Here is a 23582-nt window from a genome sequence, read left to right as displayed (position 1 = left end):
TAATGACACAGCTGACGCGATCATTCTGTGAGTTACAGTCACAGTCCTAAGAATTGAATAATCTCAGCGGGATATCTATCAAAGCCGACGAAAGCGTGATCTCCGCCCGCTTCAACAGTTTGCTTACACCCCTGATACTTGGAGACGGCTTGCCTGTAATCAAGCACCTCATCGCCTTCCTGCTGTAACAGCCAAATCGAATTGGGATGTGTTATGGATTCTGTCTCAAGCGCTTTAAGCTCATCCATATGATGAGGCTCTAGCAAATATTGCTCCCCGGTATACGGGTTTTGTTGCGGGCCAAGATAGTCTGCCAGCAACATATAAGGCTTCACCGCAGGGTTAACCAAAACGGCGCGAATGCCATATTTTTCATTGAGCCAGGTAGATAGATAACCACCAAGAGAACTACCGACCAAACCGATACAATAGTCACCTTTATATTGCTCAACAATCTGCTCTAGCTGAGCTGCAGCGCCGGAAGGGTAACAGGCAAGGCGGGGAACTTCCAGCTTTATGTCTGGGCGATTGACCTCACACCAGGCTTTCATTTGCTGCGCTTTTGCCGACAACGGCGAGCTATTAAAGCCATGGATATAAAGCAGTAATGAAGACATGAATCAGTAACCTGACGAATTCATATCGGGCTGAAAGTGTGCGCCTTTAATGCGGCCAATTTTCGAGGCAATCGTGCCATCTTGATGCAACGAAATTTCACGCCAGCCAGGGTTAGTTGAATCGAGCGCAAAATCATCAGAATCGGGCAGAAACTGAATACACGTTGAAGGCGCAGCCATCACTCGGCAACCTTTAAATTGCGTATCTAACGCCTGATGGATATGACCACATACCACGCCTTTCACGTTATTGTACTTTTCCACCAGCGTCCAAAAATCATCTTGGTTATGAAGTTGATGCTGATCCAGCCATGCGCTACCCGCAGGCAAAGGGTGGTGGTGAAGCAACACCAATGTGTGGCGAGAAGGATTTATCTCTAGGGCTTGCTCTAACAGTATCAACTGTTCAGTCGACAAACGACCATGAGGAACACCTTTCACCTGACTGTCCAACATCACCAGCTGCCAATCATCCCCTATCAATACCTGATCGCAGCGTACCAAAGTCGATTGCGTCAGTGCTTTTTGCATTTCAGGCTGATAGTCATGATTACCCGGCAACCAATAGCAAGGTTGTGACCAATGGGCGATGCCTTCCACGAAGCGTTGATAAGACTCTTCGGTATGGTCTTGCGACAAATCACCCGTTGCAATAATCGCATCAAATTCAATATTTTGGGACCGGATATCCGCCACCACGGCCTTATAGCTCGCAGCCGTATTCACCCCTAGCAAACAGCCATAAGGATCTGCGAAAAGGTGAGTATCTGTAATTTGCAACAACCGGACGGTCTGGCTGTGTTGGCTAGTTAGATGGCAAGTCCGCAACGTCTTGAAAATCCTGATCATAAATACGCGTGGTCATAATAACGCGTCAAACTAATAAATAATGTTTTGTTTTGTCATTCCGTTTCGCAAGCAATGCGCCAACCAATCTGAAAGAAATGCATTAATCTGGTGCTTTTCGTCCCGCTGGTGCATTCGAGGGTTCGGGTAATCATAACGCGGCTGAATCCGAGAAATCTGCTGGCTTGTACACACTTCAGCGACACGTGCATCGTGATACATACGAACCGTGAGCCGAGGTCTCAAATATTGAGGAATTTCCCCGCGCTGCCAGATATCGAGCAACGTGGTATAACGAGTTGATTCAACAATGTCTAGTTGAAACTCATTGCCTTGAATGTCATATACACAAAATTCCCCGACATCATCCTGACGTGGCATCAGTCTGAGCAGCTTTGCGTAGTTCGTTTCATACATTCGCATCAAGGCACTTAAATCGACTTGATACCCTCGTCTCAACATATCACTTCCCGCTTACGATCAGACGAGTCGTGACTCAATCTGCTCGCCACCTCTTGAGATTTAGAGCCAACCATTGCAACGCAATGATTGATGCTGCGTTTTCAATCTTACCGTCTTCCATCCACTGCATCGCTGTTGTGCGCGGTACAAGATGAACCAATATATCTTCCCCTTCTTCAGGCAAGCCATGTATGCCTTTCGCATCACTGGCATCAACAATGCCCAAGTACAGGTGAATACGTTCCGAGCAACCACCAGAGCTAGACAAATAGCTGGTCATAGGTAGCAACTCTTTCACGTTGAGCCCGGCTTCTTCCTCTGCCTCGCGCACGGCAACCGCTTCTGGCGTTTCATCTTTATCGATAATGCCCGCGACGATTTCTAACTGCCAAGGTGATGGGCTCGCCGCCATCGCACCAATGCGAATTTGCTCAACCAATACCACCATGTCACTCACAGGGTCGTAAGGGAGCATCGCCACTGCATGTCCGCGTTCAAACAGTTCACGTTCAATGGTTTCACTCCAGCCACCTGCAAACAGGCGATGACGAAAGCGATATTTCACCATCTTAAAGTAACCATTATAGACAATGTCAGTGTTATCAATATGAACGTCATTGACGCCAAATTGGTTAGGTTGCGTTTGCTGTGGCACGTTTTGTCCCATATAGCCTCCAAACGGGATGCAAATGATAAGTCTCATAAATATCTACCCGCAATCAGAAACCTTCACTTTTTTGGTATGGATTGCAGAAATATTTGAATAGCGTCAAGGTTTAGGTGTTTTTACAACCAACTTTTCTTAAGAAACCCTCATATTGTCAGTTCCAAGTCAGCAAGCATGGTTTACACTAGGCCGAATGCCCTTCGGCAATTTATAAAAATGAACAGAGTTCAGGGATAACCTTTATGAAAAAATTGCTCCCCTATTTCATCGGGATGGCGCTAGGCACCACGGCCCCCCTGGCTAGCGCAGATGATCTGATTCAAGTATATGAACAAGCCAAACAAAGCGACCCGCAATTGCTGCAATCTGCAGCGACTCGCGATGCTGCGTTTGCGGCAGTTGACACGCAACGTGGTGTACTACTGCCTCAAATCAACTTGAGTGCAGGTTACAACCTCGCCCGTAACAGCAAAGATGCGCTGATCAATGACACCAACACGTTAACTGCGGGTGTAGATTTGAGCCAAGAATTGTTTGACCAAAATAGCTGGATCAATCTAGACATCGCTGAAATTACTGCGCGTCAAGCTGACGCTGTGTATGCGGTTCAGCAACAAGGTCTTATTCTTCGCGTTTCGGAAGCGTACTTCAATGTGCTGCGCGCCATTGACGATTTAACATTTGTCCGTGCAGAAAAAGCGGCCGTAGGTCGTCAACTTGAACAAACCAAGCAACGCTTTGAGGTGGGTCTGTCGGCCATTACCGATGTTCATGACGCACAAGCACAGTATGACTCGGTACTGGCACAAGAAATCTTGTCTGAGAACTCGGTGAGTAACAGCTACGAAGCGCTGCGTGAAATTACAGGGCAGCGTCATGAATCGTTGAATATCCTGAACACCAAATCTTTCTCAGCAACGCGTCCAAATCAAACGCCTGAAGCACTGGTTAAGCAAGCAGAAGAGACCAACCTCAGCTTGCTGGCACAACGTATTTCTCGTGATGCTGCGAAAGAGCGTATCAGTTTGGCGGAATCGGGGCATATGCCATCCCTAACACTGGTTGCGGGATACGGCTACACCGATCAAGACAACAAAACCAACCCTTCACGTGATGTGAGCGGCAACAACCAATTGTCTGGCGGCATTAACTTTGCGATGCCGCTGTATTCTGGCGGCACGATCAGTGCTGGTGTAAAAGAAGCGCAATACAACTATGTTGCCGCTTCTGAGCAACTAGAAGGCACTTACCGCACCACAGTGAAAGATGTTCGCGCATTTTATAACAACATTAATGCCAGCATTGGTGCATTGCGTGCGTATGAGCAAACCGTGATTTCCCAAAAATCGGCGCTGGAAGCAACAGAAGCAGGCTTCGAAGTGGGTACACGTACTATCGTTGATGTACTGGATGCAACTCGCCGTCTGTACGACGCAAACCGCAACCTGTCCGATGCACGTTACAACTACATCGTGAGTGTGCTGCAACTGCGTCAAGCGGTCGGTACGCTAAGCGAAAATGATCTGGTTGAAGTGAACAGCGGCCTGATCCCACCAAAGAAATAATTTCGCTGAGTAACCAAACCTAAGAATCAAAAAAGGCACCGCAATGCGGTGCCTTTTCTTTCGCTTGAACATTGAATCATAAACACTCAATGTTGAAGATAAAATGCGATCAGTTATGGCCACTTAAAATCGAATTGATGATTTCTGTGGTTGAGCAACCATCTTCAAAGTTCAGCACCAGCACTTCACCGCCAGCCGCAATCACTTCTTCACCGCCTGCAATTTCTTCAGGCTTATAGTCGCCGCCTTTTACCAGCAAACTTGGCAATACTTCACTGATCAATCGCTGTGGCGTCTCTTCGCCAAACGGAACCACCCAATCTACCGCGCTCAAGCCCGCCAGCACCGCCATACGGCGATCTGTTGGGTTAACCGGGCGACCTGGGCCTTTAAGCGCACGTACAGACTCATCCGTGTTGACTGCCACAATCAGGCGATCACCCAATTTTGCTGCTTCGTTTAAGTAGGCAACATGACCTGCATGCAAAATGTCAAAACAACCATTGGTCATCACGACTTTCTCACCGCGCGCTTTCGCCACTTGAACTGCTGTAATCAATTGATTCTCAGTCACTACGCCATAGCCAGACTGGTGGCTACCGTGTACCGCTTCAGTCAATTCAATGGTCGACAGTGTCGACGTACCCAGCTTACCAACAACAACACCTGCCGCGGCATTTGCAAGCGCACACGCATCTGCCAGTGATTTTCCGGCAGCAAGTGACGACGCCAACACAGAAATCACAGTATCGCCCGCACCGGTCACGTCATACACTTCTTTTGCCAGTGTCGGCAGGCTTAGAGGTTCGTGGCCTTCTTGCAACAGCATCATGCCGTGTTCGCTGCGTGTAACAAGCAGTGCATCAAACTCGAACTTACGGATAAGTTCTAAGCCTTTTTCGATGATGTCGTCTTCACAGAGGCACGCCCCCACGACGGTTTCAAACTCGCTCATGTTTGGCGTTAGCAGTGTCGCACCGCGGTAACGCTCAAAGTCAGCCCCTTTTGGATCCACCAGCGTAGGAATACCCGCTTTACGTGCCAATTGAATCATCGGCTGCACATTTTCCAACGCGCCTTTGGCGTAGTCAGAAAGGATCATGGCTTTGGTGTGAGGCAACGCCGCTTCAATGCGATCTAAAATCGGCTGCACATCCACATTGTGGAAGCTCTCTTCGAAGTCCAAACGAATAAGCTGCTGGTTGCGGCTCATCACGCGCAGTTTCGTAATGGTTGGGTAATCCGCCAAACCAACGAAATGACAATCCACTTTCAAAGAGCTCAGGGTGTCATTCAGCACCTGTGCTTGTTCGTCCTGACCAACAAGGCCAATCAGTCTTGCTTTGCCACCGAGCGCTGCAATGTTCATTGCCACGTTCGCTGCGCCGCCTGGACGTTCTTCGGTTTGGTTGATTTTCACCACAGGCACAGGCGCCTCTGGCGAGATACGTCCCGTTGGGCCATACCAGTAACGGTCTAGCATTACATCACCAACAACCAGAACGTCGGCTTGCTGATAGTCAGGCAAAGTGAGTTTCATTGTTTTCTCCACGGACATAGGAACGTCGGCGATAGTACCATAAAGCCCACAAAGCAACAGCCGATTAGGCCCCTCTACGTTCTCTCTAACACACTGAAACATGCATCTTGGTCAGAGTTAAGGTTACAATGCGATTCTTCTGTTTATCGACTGAGTCAGGAAACACGTAATCGCCATGAGTCGAACACACGACGCACCAACATTCCAATGGTCTTATTTGCATCCCAAATATCTGCATACGTGGATTGGGGTTGGCTTGATGTTTCTTATCAGTTGGCTTCCCTACCGTGTACAGCGTTTCTTGGGCAGAAACATTGGCCTGCTGGTGATGAAGCTGTTTAAAAGTCGTCGCAAAATTGCCGATCGCAACCTTCAACTTTGCTTCCCAGAAATGACAGGCGGTGAACGCAATACCCTGCTGAGAGAAAATTTTCAGCACATGGGGCTCGCGCTATTTGAAACCTGCATGGCATGGTTCTGGCCTGACTGGCGTATTAAAAAACACATGAAATACGTCGGGTTTGAGCAACTTGAGGAAATTAAAGCCAGCAAGCAAGGTGTTCTGGTTGTTGCTGTTCATTCATTTAATCTTGAGCTAGGCGCGCGTGCATTTGGTACCCACACCTCTGGCTATGGCGTTTATCGTCCCAACACCAACCCCGTGTACGATTGGTTCCAATACCGAGGCCGCACTAGAGATAATGGTGCAATTGACCGTCGCGATGTCAAACGCATGGTCAAAGTGCTTCGTAAAGGCTCACTGCTTTGGTATGCGCCTGATCATGACTATGGTCGCCATCGCTATGCGTGGGCGCCCTTTTTTGCCGTTGAGAAAGCCTGCACCACGACAGGCACGCACTTGCTAGCCTCTGCAGGCAAAGCAAAAGTGATGACATTTACCATCACGCGAGATCGTGAAGGTACGGGCTATACGCTGACGCTCGATCCACCATTGGAGGCATTCCCTTACGATGATGAAGAAGCCGCCGCGATTTACATGAACAAATTTGTCGAACGCTCAATCATGCGTGCGCCAGAGCAATACATGTGGTTACACCGCCGCTTTAAAAGCCGACCTGACGGTGAGCCTTCGCTCTACGATTAGGGGTCCTGGGTCCTGGGTCCTGGGTCCTGGGTCCTGGGTCCTGGGTCCTGGGTCCTGGGTCCTGGGTCCTGGGTCCTGGGTCCTGCAAGGCTTTTAGATTCGCTGCGACGACGCAAAGCGCTTGCTCTCCCCAGGCCCTAGGACCTTCGTTTCCTAGGACCTGTTTTATACAGGTTCCATCCACGCATCCCAAGCCGATTTCACCGCTTCACGCTCTGCCATGAATGCTCTGTCGTCCACTTCCACAGACGCATCAAGCAAGTTGAGACGATGAATTTCATCTCGCATAGCAACATATGCATCACGCAGAGCAAGCGCCTGTGCAGGGTCTAGAATTCCCGCTTGCGCCATGTCTTCGAGAATACGCACATTGTCACTCCAGCGCGTTAGCGCAGGTTCGTCATGACTGTGGGCAAGCACCAAAAACTGCGTCATAAATTCAATATCCGTGATCCCGCCAGGATCTTGTTTGATATGAAATTTTCCGCTTTCTTTGCTGCCAAGGTGGTCGCGCATTTTTACACGCATGTCAGCCACCTCTTTTCTTAATGTCTCAATATCACGCGATTGGGTGAGTACCTGCTTGCGCACTTTGGCAAAACCTTGAGAGAGCGCCGCATCACCATAAATCATGCGTGTGCGCACCAAGGCTTGATGCTCCCACGTCCACGCTTCTGTGTTCTGATATTCCTGAAATGATTCAAGAGTGGTTACCAGCATGCCTGACGCACCAGAGGGACGAAGACGGGTATCAATCTCATACAAAACACCTGACGCGGTGCGCGTTGAGAACAAGTGCACAATACGTTGAGCGAGACGCAGATAAAACTGGCGACCATCGATCTCTTTCGGCCCATCGGTGTACACATTGTCTGGGCAGTCGTGCAAAAATACCACGTCCAGATCCGAGCCATAACCGAGTTCAATACCGCCAACCTTACCGTACCCAACGACAGCAAAACCTCGGCCATCGCGTTCAAGTAAATGCTTCGGCTGGCCGTATTTTTCCGCCATTTGATACCACGCCTGATTGACCACGGCCTCGACAATGGCTTCAGCCAAATACGTCAGATGATCACTCACTTTCATCACAGGCAATACATCAGCAATATCCGCCGCTGCTATGCGTAACAACTGAGCTTGTTTGTATTGACGGATCATCTCCATCTGCTGCTCCATATCCTCTTCAGGGATACGGGCAAGGAAATCAAATAACTCATTTCGGTATTGATCGATCGGCGTGGGATTATAAAGATGCTGAAGATCCAATAGCTCATCGAGCAATATTGGGTAGGTCGCCAACTGCTCCGCCACCATGCGACTGGCACTGCACAAACGCACCAACTGAGTGATCGCGCCATGATGCTCATCCAAAAGCTCAAGGTAAGTGGTGCGGGTAGCAATGCTCACCAGAAGCTTCAACACGCGTTCCAAAACTGCCAAGCTGTTTTCACGGCAAACAATATTGCTTAACACCACAGGCATCAGGCGGTTCATCACTTCACGACCGCGCGGCCCCAAGGTACGCTTGGCCAATTCTTCTTTAAAGCGCAGCAAAGCTTGTGCTTTCTCCGCCGTGTTGGCTGCGGACATATCGGTTAAGATCTTTTCCACTAATTCAGGATCACGTGCCGCATCCCAGATCTCACCAAAATCCGCGTCGATCTTGTCTTCGCCATTGTCTTCTTCATCCCCAATAAGATCGTCAAAGACCTGATGAACACCCAGCATATGCTGACTGATCGCAGCAGCAAGATCGCCCCAGTTGCTTTGCCCCATCGCCGTCGCAAGACGCAGTTGATCGAGGGGGTTGTCTGGCAACGTCTGTGTTTGCTTGTCATCAATAGCCTGCAAAAGGTTTTCAACACGACGCAGATAGCGATAAGACGCCTCTAGCGTGTCCACTTCCGCTTCTGGCAGTAAACCAAGCTCACGAATGGCATAAAGGGTAAAGAACAGACCACGGCGACGAAGAATAGGATCTCGACCACCGCGTATTAGTTGGAAAGATTGGGCAATAAATTCGATTTCACGAATACCGCCCGCGCCGAGCTTGATGTTATTGGTGAGGCCACGACGGCGAACTTCACTGCGGATCATCGCCTTCATGCGGCGTAAAGATTGGATAGCACTGAAATCGATATAACGACGGAACACAAACGGGCGTAGCATTTGGCGAAGCGTCTGATAACAATCAAACTGCTCTTTGCCCATCACGCGGGCTTTGATCATCGCGTAACGTTCCCATTCACGTCCCTGCTCTTGATAGTAATCTTCCAGTGCAGCAAAGCTCATCACCAAGGGGCCACTGTCGCCAAAAGGACGTAACCGCATATCAACGCGGTAGCAAAAGCCATCATAGGTTTGTTGATCGAGCGCTTTGATCAGACGCTGACCAAGGCGCGTAAAGAATTGGGCGTTAGCAATGCTGCGACGTGCACCTTGAGTTTCACCGTTCTCTGGATAAGTGAAAATCAGATCAATATCGGACGAGAAATTGAGTTCACCGCCACCGAGTTTCCCCATCCCCAGCACCAGCATAGGTTGCGGGTTTCCTTCTGCGTCACAAGGCGTACCCCATTCCGTGCAACAATGACGATACAGCCAACCGTAAGCCTCCATGATCAGCGCCTCCGCCAACTTAGACAGATGGGAAAGGCTGTCGTCTAGCGTCATGGTGTCATTGAAATCATGCCATGCCAGCCACGTCATTTCCTGTCGGCGAAAACGGCGTAACTCACGCATCAAGCCGTTTTCGTCTTGCTGGCTATCGAGCTTCTCTTTTAATCGCTTTCGATACTGCGGCGCGCGCAGACCTGACGACAAGTTGTCCTTGAGCCAAGGTAACAAAGTGTCATCGTGAAGAATGGATTCTGCAATGAAATCACTCAATGCCAACGTTCGCGTCAACGTTTCTCTCGACTCACCCTGCCAATTGGCAAGATTCTCCGGCTGTTGTTCAACAAGTGCTTCTAACCTGCGAGCCGCGCAAGTTTCCAGTTCCTTGGGCAAAGACATCTGATCCGTCCCTATCGCTAATGGCTATCGTTAATGGCTATGTTTATCGCTAATCGATACTGCCCCTAAAATATCACAAAAAAAGCCCGCACAATGGTGCGGGCTTCTTGATACGCGTGCAGAAACTACACCGCAAACTCCTTGATCTTCAAATCAAGTGCTTCGGCGTTGTTTTGCATGTCACCCGACGTTTCTGCCAGCTCGGTGACGACCGTTACCGATGCCTCCACCAACTCTCTGACATTATTTAGATTGAGGTTCATTTCATCCGTCACCGACGCTTGTTGCTCAGCGGCCGACGCAATATGGAAGTTCATGTCATTGATCTGGGCAATTTGCTCCACAATCAAATTCAGTTCTTCACCCGCTTTGCTGACAGACGCCACGCTCTCGACTGCTTCCACCACGCTTTGCTCCATCAGGCCGACCGCTTGTCGTGCTGACGATTGCAATTGCGTGATCATATCTTGAATTTCTACCGTCGCTTTTTGTGTACTTTGCGCCAGATTTCGCACTTCATCCGCCACCACGGCAAAACCACGCCCTTGCTCGCCAGCACGTGCTGCTTCAATCGCCGCGTTCAATGCCAGCAGGTTGGTTTGCTCTGAAATCCCCTGAATGGTGACCACCACTGAGCTGATTTTCTCCACGCGCTCTTCAACCTGATTCACCACATTGGCTGATTCGCGGATATCGTTAGACAGCTTATTAATCGTACCGATAGTATTGCTCACGTAGCGCTGACCGCTGACAGCCTGTTCACGCGAACTTTCGGTGGCTTGTGACGCAGCGCGAGCATGACCCGCAACGTCTTGTACCGTAGATGTCATTTCGCTCATGGCCGATGCCAGCAGATCAATTTCACCGAACTGCTCTTTGGCTGACTCACGGGTTTCATCCATGCTAATCGTCATCACTTCTGCCATCGAGGACAGATCTTCTGATGAACTGCGCTGGGTTTTAATCACGCTGACTAGCTGAATGCGCGTTTTCTCAAGTTCGCGAGCCAGTTCGCCAAATTCATCACCGCAGTCCATATTAACGGGCTGACTCAAGTTCTTGCGCGCCATTTCACGCATGCAATCAATCAAATAGTTAATCTGACGTAGCATCAAACGTGACCCACCAAGTAAGATCACCATAAACGCCACAATCATGCCCGCTGTCTGCCAAGCAACCTGAACCAGATATGCTTGATAGTATTGGTCAGCCGCAGAGTCTGCTTGTGAAGCCACGGCCACCCAGTCACTTCCCGTCACAGGAACAACAAAACCATGACGTGCTTTATCGGTGAGGTGGTAGGTAAACTCACTTTGAGCATTTCGCATTTGTTCTGCGAGCAGACGACCATTTTCTAATGGCAGGTTTAATCCCTGAAAAGACGTGATTGAAGGATGAGCCAATACTTCGCCAGTCGCGCTGTTGGCAAAAAAGACGTATTCATGGGTATTACTGGTCAGGTTCTCGCTTTTGGCCACTTGCTCAAGTAACGCAACGCCGTCCGGCAGTGTCAGCAAGGTTTTGGCCAATTCTGCACTTCTCAGCGCTTGGCTATGGCTTTGTGCTTCTGTTACTTCGGTGACCGATGCGCGAAACGCATTCGCATCCCAAAGTTGCTTTGCAAGCAACAACACGGTACTAAATACCATGAGTATCACAAGCTTGGGGACCAATTTGATGTTACTAACAGCCTTTTCCCAAGGCTTGAATATCATCTGAGACATTCTGTGTGACTCCTTTATCATTGCTTCGCAAAGGTGCGAGACACTAGCGTTGACGCAAAACGGGTGGAAACTCGCCACATTTCTTAACGGCAGCAAAGGCAGTTCTTAAAGTGATGACAGAGACAAAAACGCAAAACCTAGATCTGAATCCAATGAGTTTGTTGAGCTTGCTGCTCTCGTTCGTCTCATTGTGCGTGGTCAGCACTATTCTGTTACTGCCCAAAAACGACCCTCTTTATACCCTATTGCTTGGGGTCGACACGCTGATCTGTCTGGTTTTTCTGCTACAAATATCCATACATTTTCTTAAAAGTGATAACAAACTCACTTATTTGAAAACCCATTGGATAGACATACTCGCGAGCATTCCCATTGTCGAAGCGCTTCGATTTGCCCGCGTATTTCAAATTTTCAGAGTGTTCCGATTGCTCAAAGCCAGTGAGCCCTTGCTCTTTTATATGAAGAGAAATCGCAACGAAACGGCCATGGCCAGTATTCTGCTACTACTTACCGTGCTGATTTCCGCTGGCTCTGCCGCGATATTTGCGTTTGAAAGCCCTGCAGATAACGCCAATATCGATAGTTTGACCGATGCCATTTGGTGGATGTTTGTGACCATATCGACCGTTGGTTATGGCGATCACTACCCCGTTACCGCTGCGGGGCGAGCGGTTGCAGTGGTGGTGATTGTGTGTGGGGTCGGTATTTTTGGTGCTGTTACGGGTCTGGTCGCGTCGTATATCACCAAACCGGAGGAAAAAGAGCAGGAACAAGCCATGCGCCAAAGCGAAGTGTTAGAAACCTTATTGACGCAGCAACAGCAAATGTTAGCGCGTTTGGCAGATATGGAAGCGCGACTCAACATACTAACGCCAACAGCGCCAGAACAAGAAAACACCACTGAAAAATCGACAAAAAAATAGCGCCTCTTGGCGCTATTTCTCTTTTCAACCAGATATTCAAATAACCTGAGTGACTGATTCCAATACGCTTACTGATCCCAATAAGGATCGAGTGTTAATCCGATTTGGCGCGATTGCATCATGGCATGAAGCAAAGACTCTTCTTTGCGACGTAGCCATTTTTCGATTTGCGCTTTGTCTTCTTCACTGAAATCTTCGTCTTCAGCAAACTTACGAATAGGCTCAAGCAGCAAAATATCATCAATACCTTGCAGTAAATCCAGCCACGGTAATCGGAAGGTTTCGCGATCTTCCGCATCATATAGTGCCGCCAAACAACAACCCGACAGCAAATTACGCGTTAAACGAGGCTGTTGGTCTAGGTAACCAAATCTGTCGAGCTCATTTTCAAGCGCAAACACACTCAGTAACTCGTCATATGACGCTGCCAGCGAACGAGTGGCAAAGCTACGGATAGGCTCAGCTAGCTTTTCGCGGGCTTTATCATCCAAAAACGGCTGCCAGCCTCGCGTCAAAATCCAACGACTGAGATCGAGTAACAAATTGCAGTATCGCGAAGAGTGGAGCAGCTCAAGTACGTCGGCCCGCTCAGGCAATGCACCGTAGCTTTCAGCTAACTTTGCCAGCAATGGCTTCTGAACATTCAGTTTTCGCAGGAAATAGCCTTTGTCATCCACCAAACGTTCAATCGCACGCGCTTGGTTGATCCAATCCAGTTCGCCTTCAAGCCATTGCAGTTCTTGGCGCAACAAGGCGCTAGCACGACGAGGGATCAAACCGCCATATAACACCAAGACTTGGCGGATAAGCGCAACTGCATTGCACATTTCAAAAATGGCATTTTTCTCAGGGCGCTCAACGTAAATCTGCTCATGGTAATGCCAATGTTCAAGGGCATGTTCGAGCGCCCTTACAAAGGCTTGCTCCGTTGACTCAGAGCTATTCACGCCAACAATTGACAGCGCTCTAACCGCGTCGCCTTGATAGCCTGTCGCGAGACGATAGCCACGTGCCGCTTTGCTCAAGTTCCCTAAACGCAAACCGCCGTTTTCAGCTAACTCCCGCGCCAGCACAAACAGTGCATCTGTCTGACCGGATTTCAGTTCAATCTCTACCTCACAGATAGGATCATAACCGCCATCGGTTGTCGTCACCTCACCGCTGTCAAAGGCCAGCTCAACCTGACTGCTGTCGGGCATTGCGAGTAACCATTGCTGGCGTTCAAAATCAGTTGAGAATAAAGGCTGTAGATTGGCGTGGAGTGCGTCGAGGTTCAACCCTTCTGGCCAGGCATCAGCAGGGATTAATGAAAGATCGGGAACGGGAGATTCAAGTTCCGCATTATATTCTGGTCGCTGGTGCAGCCCAGCAACAACCCGCCCGGCAGTCTTCAGCGTTTGAACAAATACATCATCGTATCGTCTCACCCTCAAGCCAATATCGTGCTGACGCAGCAAAAAATCAGGGGTATCGTAATAGATATTGCCAAGGTGTCGTTGGCATTGCTGCAATACTTTTAAATCAGCAGCTTTATCTCGAATTTGTCGCGAAAAATCGGACGAGACAAAAAACTTTAACTCTATCTCAGTTTCCATAACGGTACCTATAACCAATAGCAGGACAAGAATATGGGGAATTAGACACTCGGGCAAGAGACTTTCATTGATCTGAAACGGTATCAATAAGAATGTGATTGCGCTAACATTCGCCGCTTGTACACCATTGTGTAAGTATTAGTCTGCATCCAATCCAGACTTGATAGGTAGATACGGCTATGCCAGTAAATACAATCATGGGGCTATTCGCAAAGAGCCCTCTAAAACCTTTGCAACGTCACGTGAGCCGCGTCAACGACTGCTGTTCATTATTGGTTCCCTTCTTCGCAGCTTGCGAGCAAGGAGACTGGGTGCGTGCAGAGGCTTTGCGCCACGAAATTTCGACGCTAGAAAAAGAAGCGGATGTCTTGAAGCGCGAAATTCGTCTTAAATTACCTCGTGGTCTTTTCCTCCCCGTGGACCGCACTGATATGCTTGATCTGCTGACTCAGCAAGACAAGCTAGCTAACCTCGCCAAAGACATTGCTGGTCGTGTTATCGGCCGTCAACTTCAGGTTCCCTCCCTTCTTTACCCAGACTTTGTTGCCTATGTGCAGCGCTGTCTCGACGCCGCCGATCAGGCGCGCCGCGTTATTAGTGAACTGGATGAATTACTCGAAACTGGCTTTAAAGGACGTGAAGTAACGCTAGTGGAAGAGATGATCAATCAATTGGATGCCATCGAAGATGACACCGATACGATGCAAATTCATCTGCGTCAGCAACTGATGTCAATTGAGAGTGAATACAACCCAGTTGATGTGATGTTCCTGTACAAGATCCTTGAATGGGTCGGCGAAATCGCCGATCAGGCACAACGTGTTGGCTCGCGTCTTGAGCTTATGCTATCTCGTTCGTAGTGCAACGTTCACCGAACAAATAACAAGGTAAAACAATGGAAATCCTAGCGAATTACGGCACCATCATTATTTTGGTGGCCGCGGCTTTTGGTTTCATGATGGCAATTGGTATTGGTGCAAATGATGTTGCTAATGCCATGGGAACATCTGTTGGCTCGAAAGCGCTAACCGTTAAACAAGCAATCATTATTGCCATGATCTTCGAATTTGCGGGCGCATACCTCGCAGGTGGCGAAGTCACCGACACCATCCGCAAAGGCGTGATAGACACCTCGTTGTACGCCAGCCAACCTGAAGTGCTGGTCTACGGCATGATGTCAGCATTGCTGGCGGCGGGTACTTGGCTTCTGGTTGCGTCCTTTATGGGCTGGCCGGTATCAACCACTCACTCCATCATTGGCGCCATCATTGGCTTCGCTTGTGTGTCTGTTGGCGCACACGCCGTAGATTGGAGTTCAGTGCAAGGTATCGTGGGCAGTTGGCTTGTCACACCGCTGATATCGGGTATTTTTGCTTACGTCATCTTTCTCAGCGCCCAGCGCCTGATTTTTGATACCGACCAACCCTTGATTAACGCCAAACGTTTTGTACCTGTTTACATGTTTTTGACGGCCATGATCATCGCAATGGTCACCATCAAAAAGGGGTTGAAACACGTTGGTCTTCATCTGACAACAGGTGAGGCCGTCATGGTATCAGTGGCACTATCTGCACTGATCATGGCCTTTGGTTACGTCTATATTAGCCGCAAATACAAAAACAACGACGTGGGCGCCAATGGCTACCAAGGCGTTGAGCGTGTGTTCAGCTTATTAATGGTCGTAACAGCGTGTGCGATGGCATTTGCGCATGGTTCCAATGACGTTGCCAATGCGATTGGCCCACTTTCCGCTATCGTTTCGACAGTTGAAAACATGGGGCAAATCTCAGACAAAACCCAAATTGCATGGTGGATATTGCCACTTGGCGGCATCGGTATTGTTGTTGGCCTCGCAACACTCGGTCATAAGGTGATGGCAACCGTCGGTACCGGCATTACTGAACTGACACCAAGCCGCGGTTTCGCCGCGCAGCTAGCCACCGCCTCAACCGTTGTTTTGGCATCAGGTACTGGCCTGCCAATCTCAACCACACAAACTCTAGTAGGTGCGGTATTGGGTGTTGGTTTTGCACGTGGTATTGGTGCACTGAACTTGGGTGTGGTGAGAAATATCGTCGCATCTTGGGTGGTCACTTTGCCCGCAGGCGCACTACTTGCCGTGATTTTCTTCTATATCATGGAAGCAATCTTCGGTTTGTAATTACGCAAAGAAAGGCATTTCCGTCACGTTTTTGTGCAGCGATGTCAGTCTTCGGTCAAAAAAGGGAGGTTATACCTCCCTTTTGTTGTACCTAGCCCCGAAAATTTTTTAGTATCTGATACCAATCGTATTACGTCTCTGCTCGAAGATTGCATCAGCAAGGAAGAGCAAAGCACGAAAACGAAGGGTAAAAAACAAACGACACTCACGAACAACCAAAGGAAGAATCCGTGAAGCAACTTTTCTCTGCCCTGGCTGTATTGATGATGCTAGTGGTTCCAGCGGCACACGCGCAGGACAACTATATCTCTGACGAGCTTTTTACTTACATGCATTCTGGCCCGGGCTCCCAATATCGCATCGTGGGTAGCATAGATGCTGGTACAAAGATTACAGTTGTGGACCGTAACCGGAATGAAGGTTACAGCCAAGTGATTGATGACCGTGGCCGCAAAGGTTGGATTGAAACCAAGTACGTGACCAATCAACCAGGCCTGAAAACACGCTTACCTGCACTGGAAGCAGAGCTTTCCCAAGTGAAAGAAGCATTGGAAAGCGCGCAAGGTGATACTGAAGCCAAAACCAAAGGCTTGATCACCTCACTGGACCAACGTAACGCGCAAGTGAAAGAGCTAGAGCAACACACCAGCGAACTGAATCAGAAACTCATTGACGCACAAACGGAAATCCGTGAACTTCGTGCACGTATCGATACGCAAAAAGATGACTTGCTGATGCGCTACTTCACCTACGGCGGTATTGTCGCGGGTGGTGGTCTGCTGTTTGGCTTGATTCTTCCTCACCTTATCCCACGTCGCAAAAAACGTAATAACGGTTGGGCGTAAACGTAAAAAAGACTCAATACAAAAAAGCCGCGAAAGCGGCTTTTTTGGTTTTTGGATATAAGACAAGGTTCTGGGTTCTGCTCTTCCTAGGCCGGCTCTTCCTAGGCCGGCTCTTCCTAGAACCCGCTCTTCATCCCTACCACGTGGTCAACGCTGGAATAGCAATAAGAGCATCTTCAAACTGCACCACCACCTGTTGTGGCTCTATGCCACGCAATAGGACGCCATCGGCAACAAATTCCCCCTCACGGGCTTCCTTGTCGTTGACTTTGATCCAGCGTGACTTTTCATTCGATGCGTAGATATGAGTTTGAAAATTCATTTTAGGAAGACGGTTTAGCATGTCATCGGAAAGCTCAGCGATAGCCACCACATCAATATCATTCTGAACTCGCTGGAGCTTGGCTTCCAACGTACGCGATTTATCGCTACTCAAAGCCGTTTCCACTTTCAGCGCCAATTCAGGCGAGAGTGCCGACAAATCGAGATTATCTAGCGTGAGCTGATCTTTATCGGCTTTAGAAAGATTAGAACTCGCAACTTGTCTGTTTTCCGTGTTCGTGGCAGCTGCAGTCACAGGCTCAACATATGCTGGCTCAGCAAGAACAGGCTCAGGGAGCGGCTGCAGTGCCACGTCGAACACATCAGATTCTGGTAGCACCACAATGTCTCCATCGGCAATCAGTGCGTGTTCAGACGGCGTGGCATTCACGCTGTTGACCAAGGTTGGCCCAGGCATCTCTAGTACAGTATCCAGCACCATAAACGTCAGCGGCCCAGGAATACCATCGGCATCCAAATCATTGCTGCGCTGAAACTCCCGCACTTTGCTTCGCTGCGCCAAACCAAATTGATTGGAAATAGGATCGGTACTGCCCAACACCAGATTCAAGCGCTGTTCAAGCCAACGAACGCGCTCGCCACGTTGGCCTGATGTGATAGCAGATGGGTTACCCAATGGTGGTCGCCACAAAATAAGCGCCTCACCGTTCCATGTTTGTTTGAGAAACGCTTCGCTGACCAAGACACGCTTGTCACCGGCAAGCAACTCATATTGCTCATTGCCCTTACTGTAAAGCACAGCGAACCATGTACGTCCTTCCGGGCCATTCATGGCGAGTACCGCAGGACGGTCGATCGTCAGCAATTGATTAAAAGGTAATTTACTCTTATAGCAAGCAAGCTCACCACGGACTTGTTTTGAACAACTCGCGGCCAATACGTCAGCATCAAAGCCCCACAACTTGTAAAGCGCTTGCATGGCAGAACCGGCGCTCAGGCTTTCGGCCACCAGCGCAGAAAATGTCATGGTTTCAGGCTGTGCTGAGCCAGTGCTCGTGGGCGGCTCAACCATCGGACTCGTAACCGTTGCGGGCGCAGGTTGTGACTCAACGACCACCGCCACAGCATCAACCGCCGGCTCTGCCACAATGACAGCAGCAGGCGGAAGGCCTGTCACCGTATTCGCCGCCACAGGCGGTGACACATCGCTTGCGCCGCCACTCAGGCCAATACGAATAGCGATAGCGAGTAACGCCGCACCACCAATTGCCCCTGCGTAATACGGCCAGTATCGACTCACTGAGCGTTGCGCATGTTGGCCAAAAGCGGGCTTGCTCGCATCTTGCCAATCGAGAACATCTCGACAGGCTTGAGATGCAATTTCTTTGTTTACGCGTTGTTTGGACGCTTTAAACGCCAGCTTCAGCGACTGATCGCAGACCACATTCACCAAGCGCGGCACTCCGCCAGTTTCTTTGGCAATCAGCTTCACTGCAGAGGCCTCAAATAAAGGCTCAAGCCCCCCCGCACAACTGATACGGTGCGTGATGTATTGGTGAACTTCATCCGGTGTCAACGGCATCAAGTGATAGCGGGTAGTAATGCGCTGCGCGAGCTGACGCAGGTTTGGCTGACGCAGCATTTGTTGCAGTTCAGGCTGCCCAATCAAAATCACTTTGAGTAATTTACGGTAAGAGGTTTCGATGTTGGTCAGTAGACGAAGCTGTTCAAGCACATCTGGCATCAAGTGCTGCGCTTCATCCACCAGCAAAATGGTTTGAATACCTTTAGATTCGTTATTAAACAACTTGTCGGCAATGGCATCATATAAGCGCTTAAAGCTGTCTTCTTCACGATATTCGACGCCAAGTTCATCACAAAGCGTTTGCAGCAGCTCAAGCACAGACACGCTGGGGTTGAGAATGGTGGCCACTTGTGTTTTTTCAGGCAAGCGCTCCAGCATTGCTTTCATGGTGGTGGTTTTTCCGGTACCCACTTCTCCGGTCAACAACGCCAAACCTCCCCCATCTTCGATCCCCGAAAGGACATGACTAAGCGCTTCTTTGTGTCGCTCACTCAAGAAGTAGAATTTAGGGTTTGGCACTATTGCAAACGGTGATTCGGTAAGCCGGAAAAAATCTTGATACATGAAAATTCTCTGTGTCTTCAATCGCATTTGATTGGCACGTCACGGTATCGCGCAGCCCCAAGCATGTAAAGGCTATCACTAGGTGTGACAGATTAATCGGGGGCGGGTTCGCAGCTTTTACACACTAATACAAAATTCCCCCCTCGCTGAATCCTGCATCTTGACGTTGTTTGGGTATATCATGACTACATTATTGCTTAAATATCGGATACTCATGTGAATACCTACCTTGTTGGCGGCGCAGTAAGAGACAAGCTGCTAGGGCTAGATGTTGCAGACAAAGACTGGGTGGTTGTTGGGGCTGACATCAAAACCATGTTAGATGCAGGCTATCAGCAAGTCGGCGCAGATTTCCCCGTGTTCCTGCACCCGCAATCTCATGAAGAGCATGCCCTTGCCCGCACTGAACGTAAATCCGGTTCGGGTTACACAGGCTTTGTGTGCGATTTCGCCCCGAATGTCACGCTGGAAGAAGATTTGGCGCGTCGCGATCTCACCATCAATGCCATTGCCCAAGCGAAAGACGGGTCGCTGGTTGACCCCTACCACGGACAGCGTGACCTCAATGATCGCGTGTTACGTCATGTTTCCCCCGCCTTTGTCGAAGACCCACTGCGCGTACTCCGCGTTGCACGCTTTGCGGCAAGATTCCGCTCTCTCGGTTTTGCGGTCGCTGACGATACCATGGCGCTCATGCGCACTATGGTTGAAAGCGGCGAGTTAAGTGCGCTGACGCCAGAGCGAGTATGGAAGGAATGGGAAAAGTCGTTACTGACAGCCAACCCAGAGATTTTCTTACAGGTACTGCGTGACTGCGGTGCGCTTGCTGTCGTGCTACCCGAAATAGATGCCTTGTTTGGCGTTCCCCAACCTGAGCAGTGGCACCCAGAAATTGATACGGGCATTCACACCTTGATGGTCGCTGAGCAAGCAGCACAGCTGACCGAAGACCCCGTGATCCGCTTTGCGGCGCAGGTGCACGACCTAGGAAAAGCGCTCACACCCAAAGAAGAATGGCCAAGCCACAAACTCCATACCAAGCTGGGATTAAAACCCGTTAAAGCGCTTTGCCAACGTATTCGTGTACCCAATGCCTATCGCGATGCGGGTTTGCTGGTCTGCGCTGAACACACCAACGTGCATAACGCTGGCGAGCTAAAAGCCGCGACCTTCATTAAGATATTTGACCGAAACGATTGCTGGCGAAAGCCCGAGAAAGTGCCGCAACTTGCCATTGCCAGTGAAGCCGATCACAAAGGAAGAACTGGGTTTGAAGATCGCCCCTATCCGCAAGCTACCTTGTTGCTAGGCACGTTTGAGGCGGCATTGCGCGTAGAAGTGAAACACATTGTGGCCGCAGGGTTTCAAGGGCCGCTAATTCGCGAGGAATTGACGCGCCAACGTATTGAAGCGGTGAAAGGGTTTCTTGCGCAGGCAAGGCCGGAGAAGCCGGAATAAGAATTAAGGTCCTAGGATCCTAAAGAAAACATTGCCCCGAAATAAGAGACTAAAAAAGCGGCTTCTGATAACAGAGCCGCTTTTTTCTATTCTAGGACCTAGGCCCTTCTTTTCCTGCTCTATCTGCTCTTAACACTTAGCGCGTCGCTAAAAACGCCATCAAGCCCAGTCCCAGAAGAACGCGGTAAATCACGAAAGGCTTCATGCCCATGGTGGTGACCAGCTTCAAGAACCAGTGAATACAGATGTAAGCGCTGACAAACGACACAGCAACGCCCACCAAAATCGGCCCCCACATCACTGGCACATCGCTCTTCACCAAACCTAAACCAAGGTAGCTACCCGCCAGCACAATGATAGGAATAGACATCAGGAACGAGAAACGCGCCGCCGCTTCACGGGTGTAGCCCAAGTAAAGTGCCATGGTCATGGTCGCGCCAGAGCGAGACGTACCCGGGATCATCGCTAATGCTTGCGACAAACCAATCAGCATCGCCGATTTAGGTGTGGTTTTGTATTCATCAATCTCGCACTTGGCATTGTTATCCACCCACCACAAGAGCAGACCGAACACGATACACGTCACCGCAATCACCCACGCAGAACGCAGATATATTTCGATGATGTCTTTCATAAACAAACCGAAGATACAGGCAGGGATCGTCGCCAACGCAATCATCCACGCAAGGGTTGCATCAGCAGAGCGCTCGCCTTTGAAAATCGATCGGAAAAACGCGCCAAGCAGCTGGGTAACTTCTTTGCGAAAGTAACCGACAACGGCCAGCAAAGTACCCACATGCACAGCAACATCAAAGGCTAAGCCCTGATCTTGCCAGCCAAGAATTTCTGAAGGGAGAATAAGGTGCGCAGAGCTCGACACGGGGAGAAATTCTGTCAGGCCCTGAATTAAAGCCAGCGCAAAGGCTTCAAACATGCTCATAGTTGTTAGTCACTTAAGTTATTTAATAATAGAAATGAGTTACACGGTAAAATCCGTTACCGGCCAGAGAGGTTGTTCGTCACTGAACGCGTCCCAAGCTTGTTGGTAAGTTTGCGTATCTCCCGGGATCACTTGGTCAGGGCAAAGCTCTGCCAGCGGCCATAAGGTAAACGCAAATTTGTACACATCTTTTCGTGGCAACACGGGGCCAGACGCTTGCGTCAGCTCGCCGTAGGTCAGCAAATCAATATCTAACGTGCGGTCACGAAACTTAATGGCATCACGTTCACGACCCCAGCGCGACTCAATCTCACGCAGCGCAGCCATGATGCCTTCAAGGCTTAAATCAGTATGCAGCTCAACCACAAGGTTGTAAAAATTCGGGCCTTCGAAGCCAACAGGTACGGCTTCGAAAATGCGAGAGCTACGACAGTTTGGATCAAGCGCTTTAAGCGCCGCCATGCCTTCAGCAATATGGTGCTCACGTTCAATGTTCGACCCAATGCTCACCAGAACCTGAATCACCGCGTGCCTCGCTCAATCACGACACCCACAGTACGTGCTTGTGGCACCGCACCCGGTTTGCTCACTTTTACGCGAATCCATGGCACGCCGAATTGGGTTTGGATCAGCGCGGCAATCTCTTCTGCCACTCGCTCAACCAACAGAAAACGTCCGTTTTCCACCAAATCAATGATCGCGCCGCTGACGGCAGAATAATCTAAGGCATAAGCAACATCATCACTGCTAGCAGCGGGTTTGTTGTCGTGCGCCATTTCAATATCAAACACCAATTTTTGTTTGATTTGCTGTTCCCAGTCATACACACCAATGGTGGTAATGACCTCCAGCTGTTCAATAAATACTAAATCCATGTTCACTCAAAAAATTCAGAGGTCGGATACCTATTATGCGCAAAAGCACGTAACATCGCTCAATCAGCGCCAAAGTCGCGGTGCTGCATATACACAAAATCTCTAAATAATTGGATACTTTGTGTCTGGTGCGCGAACTATAGCAAGTTCTCGCCGCCCTAGCGAATGTTCAAACGGATGAAAAAATGACCGCACTCGGAATGCTGATGATCGTTGCTGCCTACCTACTGGGGTCAATATCCAGTGCAGTGCTGATCTGCCGGCTCTATGGCCTACCAGACCCACGAGAGCAAGGCTCAGGCAACCCCGGCGCCACCAATGTATTTCGTTTAGGTGGCCGCTTAGCCGCTGCATTAGTCCTGCTTTGCGACATGCTTAAAGGGACAATCCCCGTTTGGATTAGCTACCTGATTGGCCTCAACCCTTTCATGCTTGGCTTAATTGGTATTGCCGCCTGCCTTGGGCACATTTATCCCATCTTCTTCCATTTTCGTGGGGGCAAAGGTGTTGCTACCGCCCTCGGTGCCATCGCACCTATTGGTTTAGACCTCACAGGAATGATGCTTGGCACATGGATAGCCACATTATTGCTCACGGGCTACTCTTCCATCGGCGCACTCGTCGCGTCCTTATTCGCCCCGCTGTTCACATGGATGGTAAAACCGCAATTCACCATGCCTGTTGCCATGCTGTCGTGCCTGATCATTTTCCGCCATCAGGAAAACATTAAACGGCTATTAAACGGCACAGAACAGAAAGTGTGGAACAAAAAGAAGAAGCGAGAAAAAAGGGAAGAACAAAAGGGATAGA

At 49.6% G+C, this 23582-nt stretch carries 20 protein-coding genes; 8 read left to right on the top strand and 12 right to left on the bottom strand.

Annotated elements, in window-relative coordinates:
* Nucleotides 1-38 precede the first annotated feature (38 nt).
* Genes yqiA through nudF form a run of 4 tightly spaced genes read right to left on the bottom strand, consistent with a single transcriptional unit; the run spans nucleotide 39 to nucleotide 2592 of the window.
* Nucleotides 39-617, bottom strand: a complete 579-nt coding sequence (yqiA, locus tag AB8599_RS01990; protein ID WP_407332147.1) for an esterase YqiA — start codon at nucleotides 615-617, stop codon at nucleotides 39-41.
* Between the two features lie 3 nt (nucleotides 618-620).
* On the bottom strand, nucleotides 621-1466 hold the full coding sequence (gene cpdA, locus AB8599_RS01985) for a 3',5'-cyclic-AMP phosphodiesterase (protein ID WP_407332146.1): 846 nt from the start codon (nucleotides 1464-1466) through the stop codon (nucleotides 621-623).
* 30 nt (nucleotides 1467-1496) lie between these two features.
* Nucleotides 1497-1925 (bottom strand): DUF1249 family protein, encoded by a 429-nt coding sequence (locus AB8599_RS01980; protein WP_407332145.1) that lies wholly within the window; start codon nucleotides 1923-1925, stop codon nucleotides 1497-1499.
* Nucleotides 1926-1959: 34 nt separating this feature from the next.
* Nucleotides 1960-2592 (bottom strand): ADP-ribose diphosphatase, encoded by a 633-nt coding sequence (gene nudF / locus AB8599_RS01975; RefSeq protein WP_407332144.1) that lies wholly within the window; start codon nucleotides 2590-2592, stop codon nucleotides 1960-1962.
* A gap of 242 nt (nucleotides 2593-2834) precedes the next feature.
* On the opposite strand from nudF, the gene tolC reads away from it, so the two are divergent.
* Nucleotides 2835-4157, top strand: coding sequence for an outer membrane channel protein TolC (tolC, locus tag AB8599_RS01970; RefSeq protein ID WP_407332143.1), 1323 nt, complete (start codon nucleotides 2835-2837; stop codon nucleotides 4155-4157).
* Between the two features lie 109 nt (nucleotides 4158-4266).
* Here tolC and hldE read toward each other — a convergent pair whose 3' ends face one another.
* Nucleotides 4267-5697 (bottom strand): bifunctional D-glycero-beta-D-manno-heptose-7-phosphate kinase/D-glycero-beta-D-manno-heptose 1-phosphate adenylyltransferase HldE, encoded by a 1431-nt coding sequence (gene hldE, locus AB8599_RS01965; RefSeq protein ID WP_407332142.1) that lies wholly within the window; start codon nucleotides 5695-5697, stop codon nucleotides 4267-4269.
* Between the two features lie 175 nt (nucleotides 5698-5872).
* Here hldE and lpxL point away from each other — a divergent pair, with 175 nt between their 5' ends.
* Nucleotides 5873-6802, top strand: a complete 930-nt coding sequence (gene lpxL, locus AB8599_RS01960) for an LpxL/LpxP family Kdo(2)-lipid IV(A) lauroyl/palmitoleoyl acyltransferase (RefSeq protein WP_407332141.1) — start codon at nucleotides 5873-5875, stop codon at nucleotides 6800-6802.
* A gap of 165 nt (nucleotides 6803-6967) precedes the next feature.
* On the opposite strand, the gene glnE is transcribed toward lpxL, so the two are convergent.
* Entirely contained in the window at nucleotides 6968-9820 is a 2853-nt protein-coding gene (gene glnE / locus AB8599_RS01955; protein ID WP_407332140.1) for a bifunctional [glutamate--ammonia ligase]-adenylyl-L-tyrosine phosphorylase/[glutamate--ammonia-ligase] adenylyltransferase, read from the bottom strand.
* Between the two features lie 125 nt (nucleotides 9821-9945).
* On the bottom strand, nucleotides 9946-11544 hold the full coding sequence (locus tag AB8599_RS01950; RefSeq protein WP_407332139.1) for a methyl-accepting chemotaxis protein: 1599 nt from the start codon (nucleotides 11542-11544) through the stop codon (nucleotides 9946-9948).
* Nucleotides 11545-11657: 113 nt separating this feature from the next.
* Between AB8599_RS01950 and AB8599_RS01945 the strand changes: the two genes are divergently transcribed.
* Entirely contained in the window at nucleotides 11658-12467 is an 810-nt protein-coding gene (locus AB8599_RS01945) for an ion transporter (protein ID WP_407332138.1), read from the top strand.
* A gap of 68 nt (nucleotides 12468-12535) precedes the next feature.
* Here the strand turns inward: AB8599_RS01945 and AB8599_RS01940 are convergent, their stop codons facing one another.
* Nucleotides 12536-14062, bottom strand: coding sequence for a CYTH domain-containing protein (locus tag AB8599_RS01940; protein ID WP_407332137.1), 1527 nt, complete (start codon nucleotides 14060-14062; stop codon nucleotides 12536-12538).
* Between the two features lie 179 nt (nucleotides 14063-14241).
* Between AB8599_RS01940 and AB8599_RS01935 the strand changes: the two genes are divergently transcribed.
* The 3 genes from AB8599_RS01935 to AB8599_RS01925 all read left to right on the top strand — a co-directional run bounded on the left by AB8599_RS01935 (nucleotide 14242) and on the right by AB8599_RS01925 (nucleotide 17068).
* Nucleotides 14242-14922 (top strand): TIGR00153 family protein, encoded by a 681-nt coding sequence (locus AB8599_RS01935; RefSeq protein WP_407332136.1) that lies wholly within the window; start codon nucleotides 14242-14244, stop codon nucleotides 14920-14922.
* Between the two features lie 35 nt (nucleotides 14923-14957).
* Nucleotides 14958-16223 (top strand): inorganic phosphate transporter, encoded by a 1266-nt coding sequence (locus AB8599_RS01930; RefSeq protein WP_407332135.1) that lies wholly within the window; start codon nucleotides 14958-14960, stop codon nucleotides 16221-16223.
* 230 nt (nucleotides 16224-16453) lie between these two features.
* Nucleotides 16454-17068 (top strand): TIGR04211 family SH3 domain-containing protein, encoded by a 615-nt coding sequence (locus AB8599_RS01925; RefSeq protein ID WP_407332134.1) that lies wholly within the window; start codon nucleotides 16454-16456, stop codon nucleotides 17066-17068.
* Between the two features lie 136 nt (nucleotides 17069-17204).
* On the opposite strand, the gene AB8599_RS01920 is transcribed toward AB8599_RS01925, so the two are convergent.
* A complete protein-coding gene (locus tag AB8599_RS01920) occupies nucleotides 17205-19499 on the bottom strand; it encodes an AAA family ATPase (protein ID WP_407332133.1) in 2295 nt (764 codons plus the stop codon).
* 216 nt (nucleotides 19500-19715) lie between these two features.
* Between AB8599_RS01920 and AB8599_RS01915 the strand changes: the two genes are divergently transcribed.
* Nucleotides 19716-20957: a multifunctional CCA addition/repair protein gene (locus tag AB8599_RS01915; protein ID WP_407332132.1), complete on the top strand. Its 1242-nt coding sequence runs from the start codon at nucleotides 19716-19718 to the stop codon at nucleotides 20955-20957.
* A 136-nt stretch (nucleotides 20958-21093) separates the two neighbouring features.
* Here AB8599_RS01915 and AB8599_RS01910 read toward each other — a convergent pair whose 3' ends face one another.
* From AB8599_RS01910 to folB, 3 genes are read right to left on the bottom strand one after another with little or no spacing between them, the layout of a single operon-like run.
* Nucleotides 21094-21897: an undecaprenyl-diphosphate phosphatase gene (locus AB8599_RS01910; RefSeq protein WP_407332131.1), complete on the bottom strand. Its 804-nt coding sequence runs from the start codon at nucleotides 21895-21897 to the stop codon at nucleotides 21094-21096.
* A 39-nt stretch (nucleotides 21898-21936) separates the two neighbouring features.
* Complete coding sequence (gene folK / locus AB8599_RS01905) at nucleotides 21937-22422, bottom strand: 2-amino-4-hydroxy-6-hydroxymethyldihydropteridine diphosphokinase (RefSeq protein WP_407332130.1); 486 nt, start codon at nucleotides 22420-22422, stop codon at nucleotides 21937-21939.
* Entirely contained in the window at nucleotides 22419-22778 is a 360-nt protein-coding gene (folB, locus tag AB8599_RS01900) for a dihydroneopterin aldolase (protein ID WP_407332129.1), read from the bottom strand. The genes folK and folB overlap by 4 nt, the downstream gene beginning before the upstream one ends.
* A gap of 179 nt (nucleotides 22779-22957) precedes the next feature.
* Between folB and plsY the strand changes: the two genes are divergently transcribed.
* Nucleotides 22958-23581: a glycerol-3-phosphate 1-O-acyltransferase PlsY gene (gene plsY / locus AB8599_RS01895; protein WP_407332128.1), complete on the top strand. Its 624-nt coding sequence runs from the start codon at nucleotides 22958-22960 to the stop codon at nucleotides 23579-23581.
* The last annotated feature ends 1 nt before the right edge of the window (nucleotide 23582 follow it).

The sequence above is a fragment of the Enterovibrio litoreus genome, assembly GCF_045679545.1.
In the GTDB taxonomy this organism is placed as follows: domain Bacteria; phylum Pseudomonadota; class Gammaproteobacteria; order Enterobacterales; family Vibrionaceae; genus Enterovibrio.
This window is presented reverse-complemented; position numbering and strand designations above follow the sequence as displayed.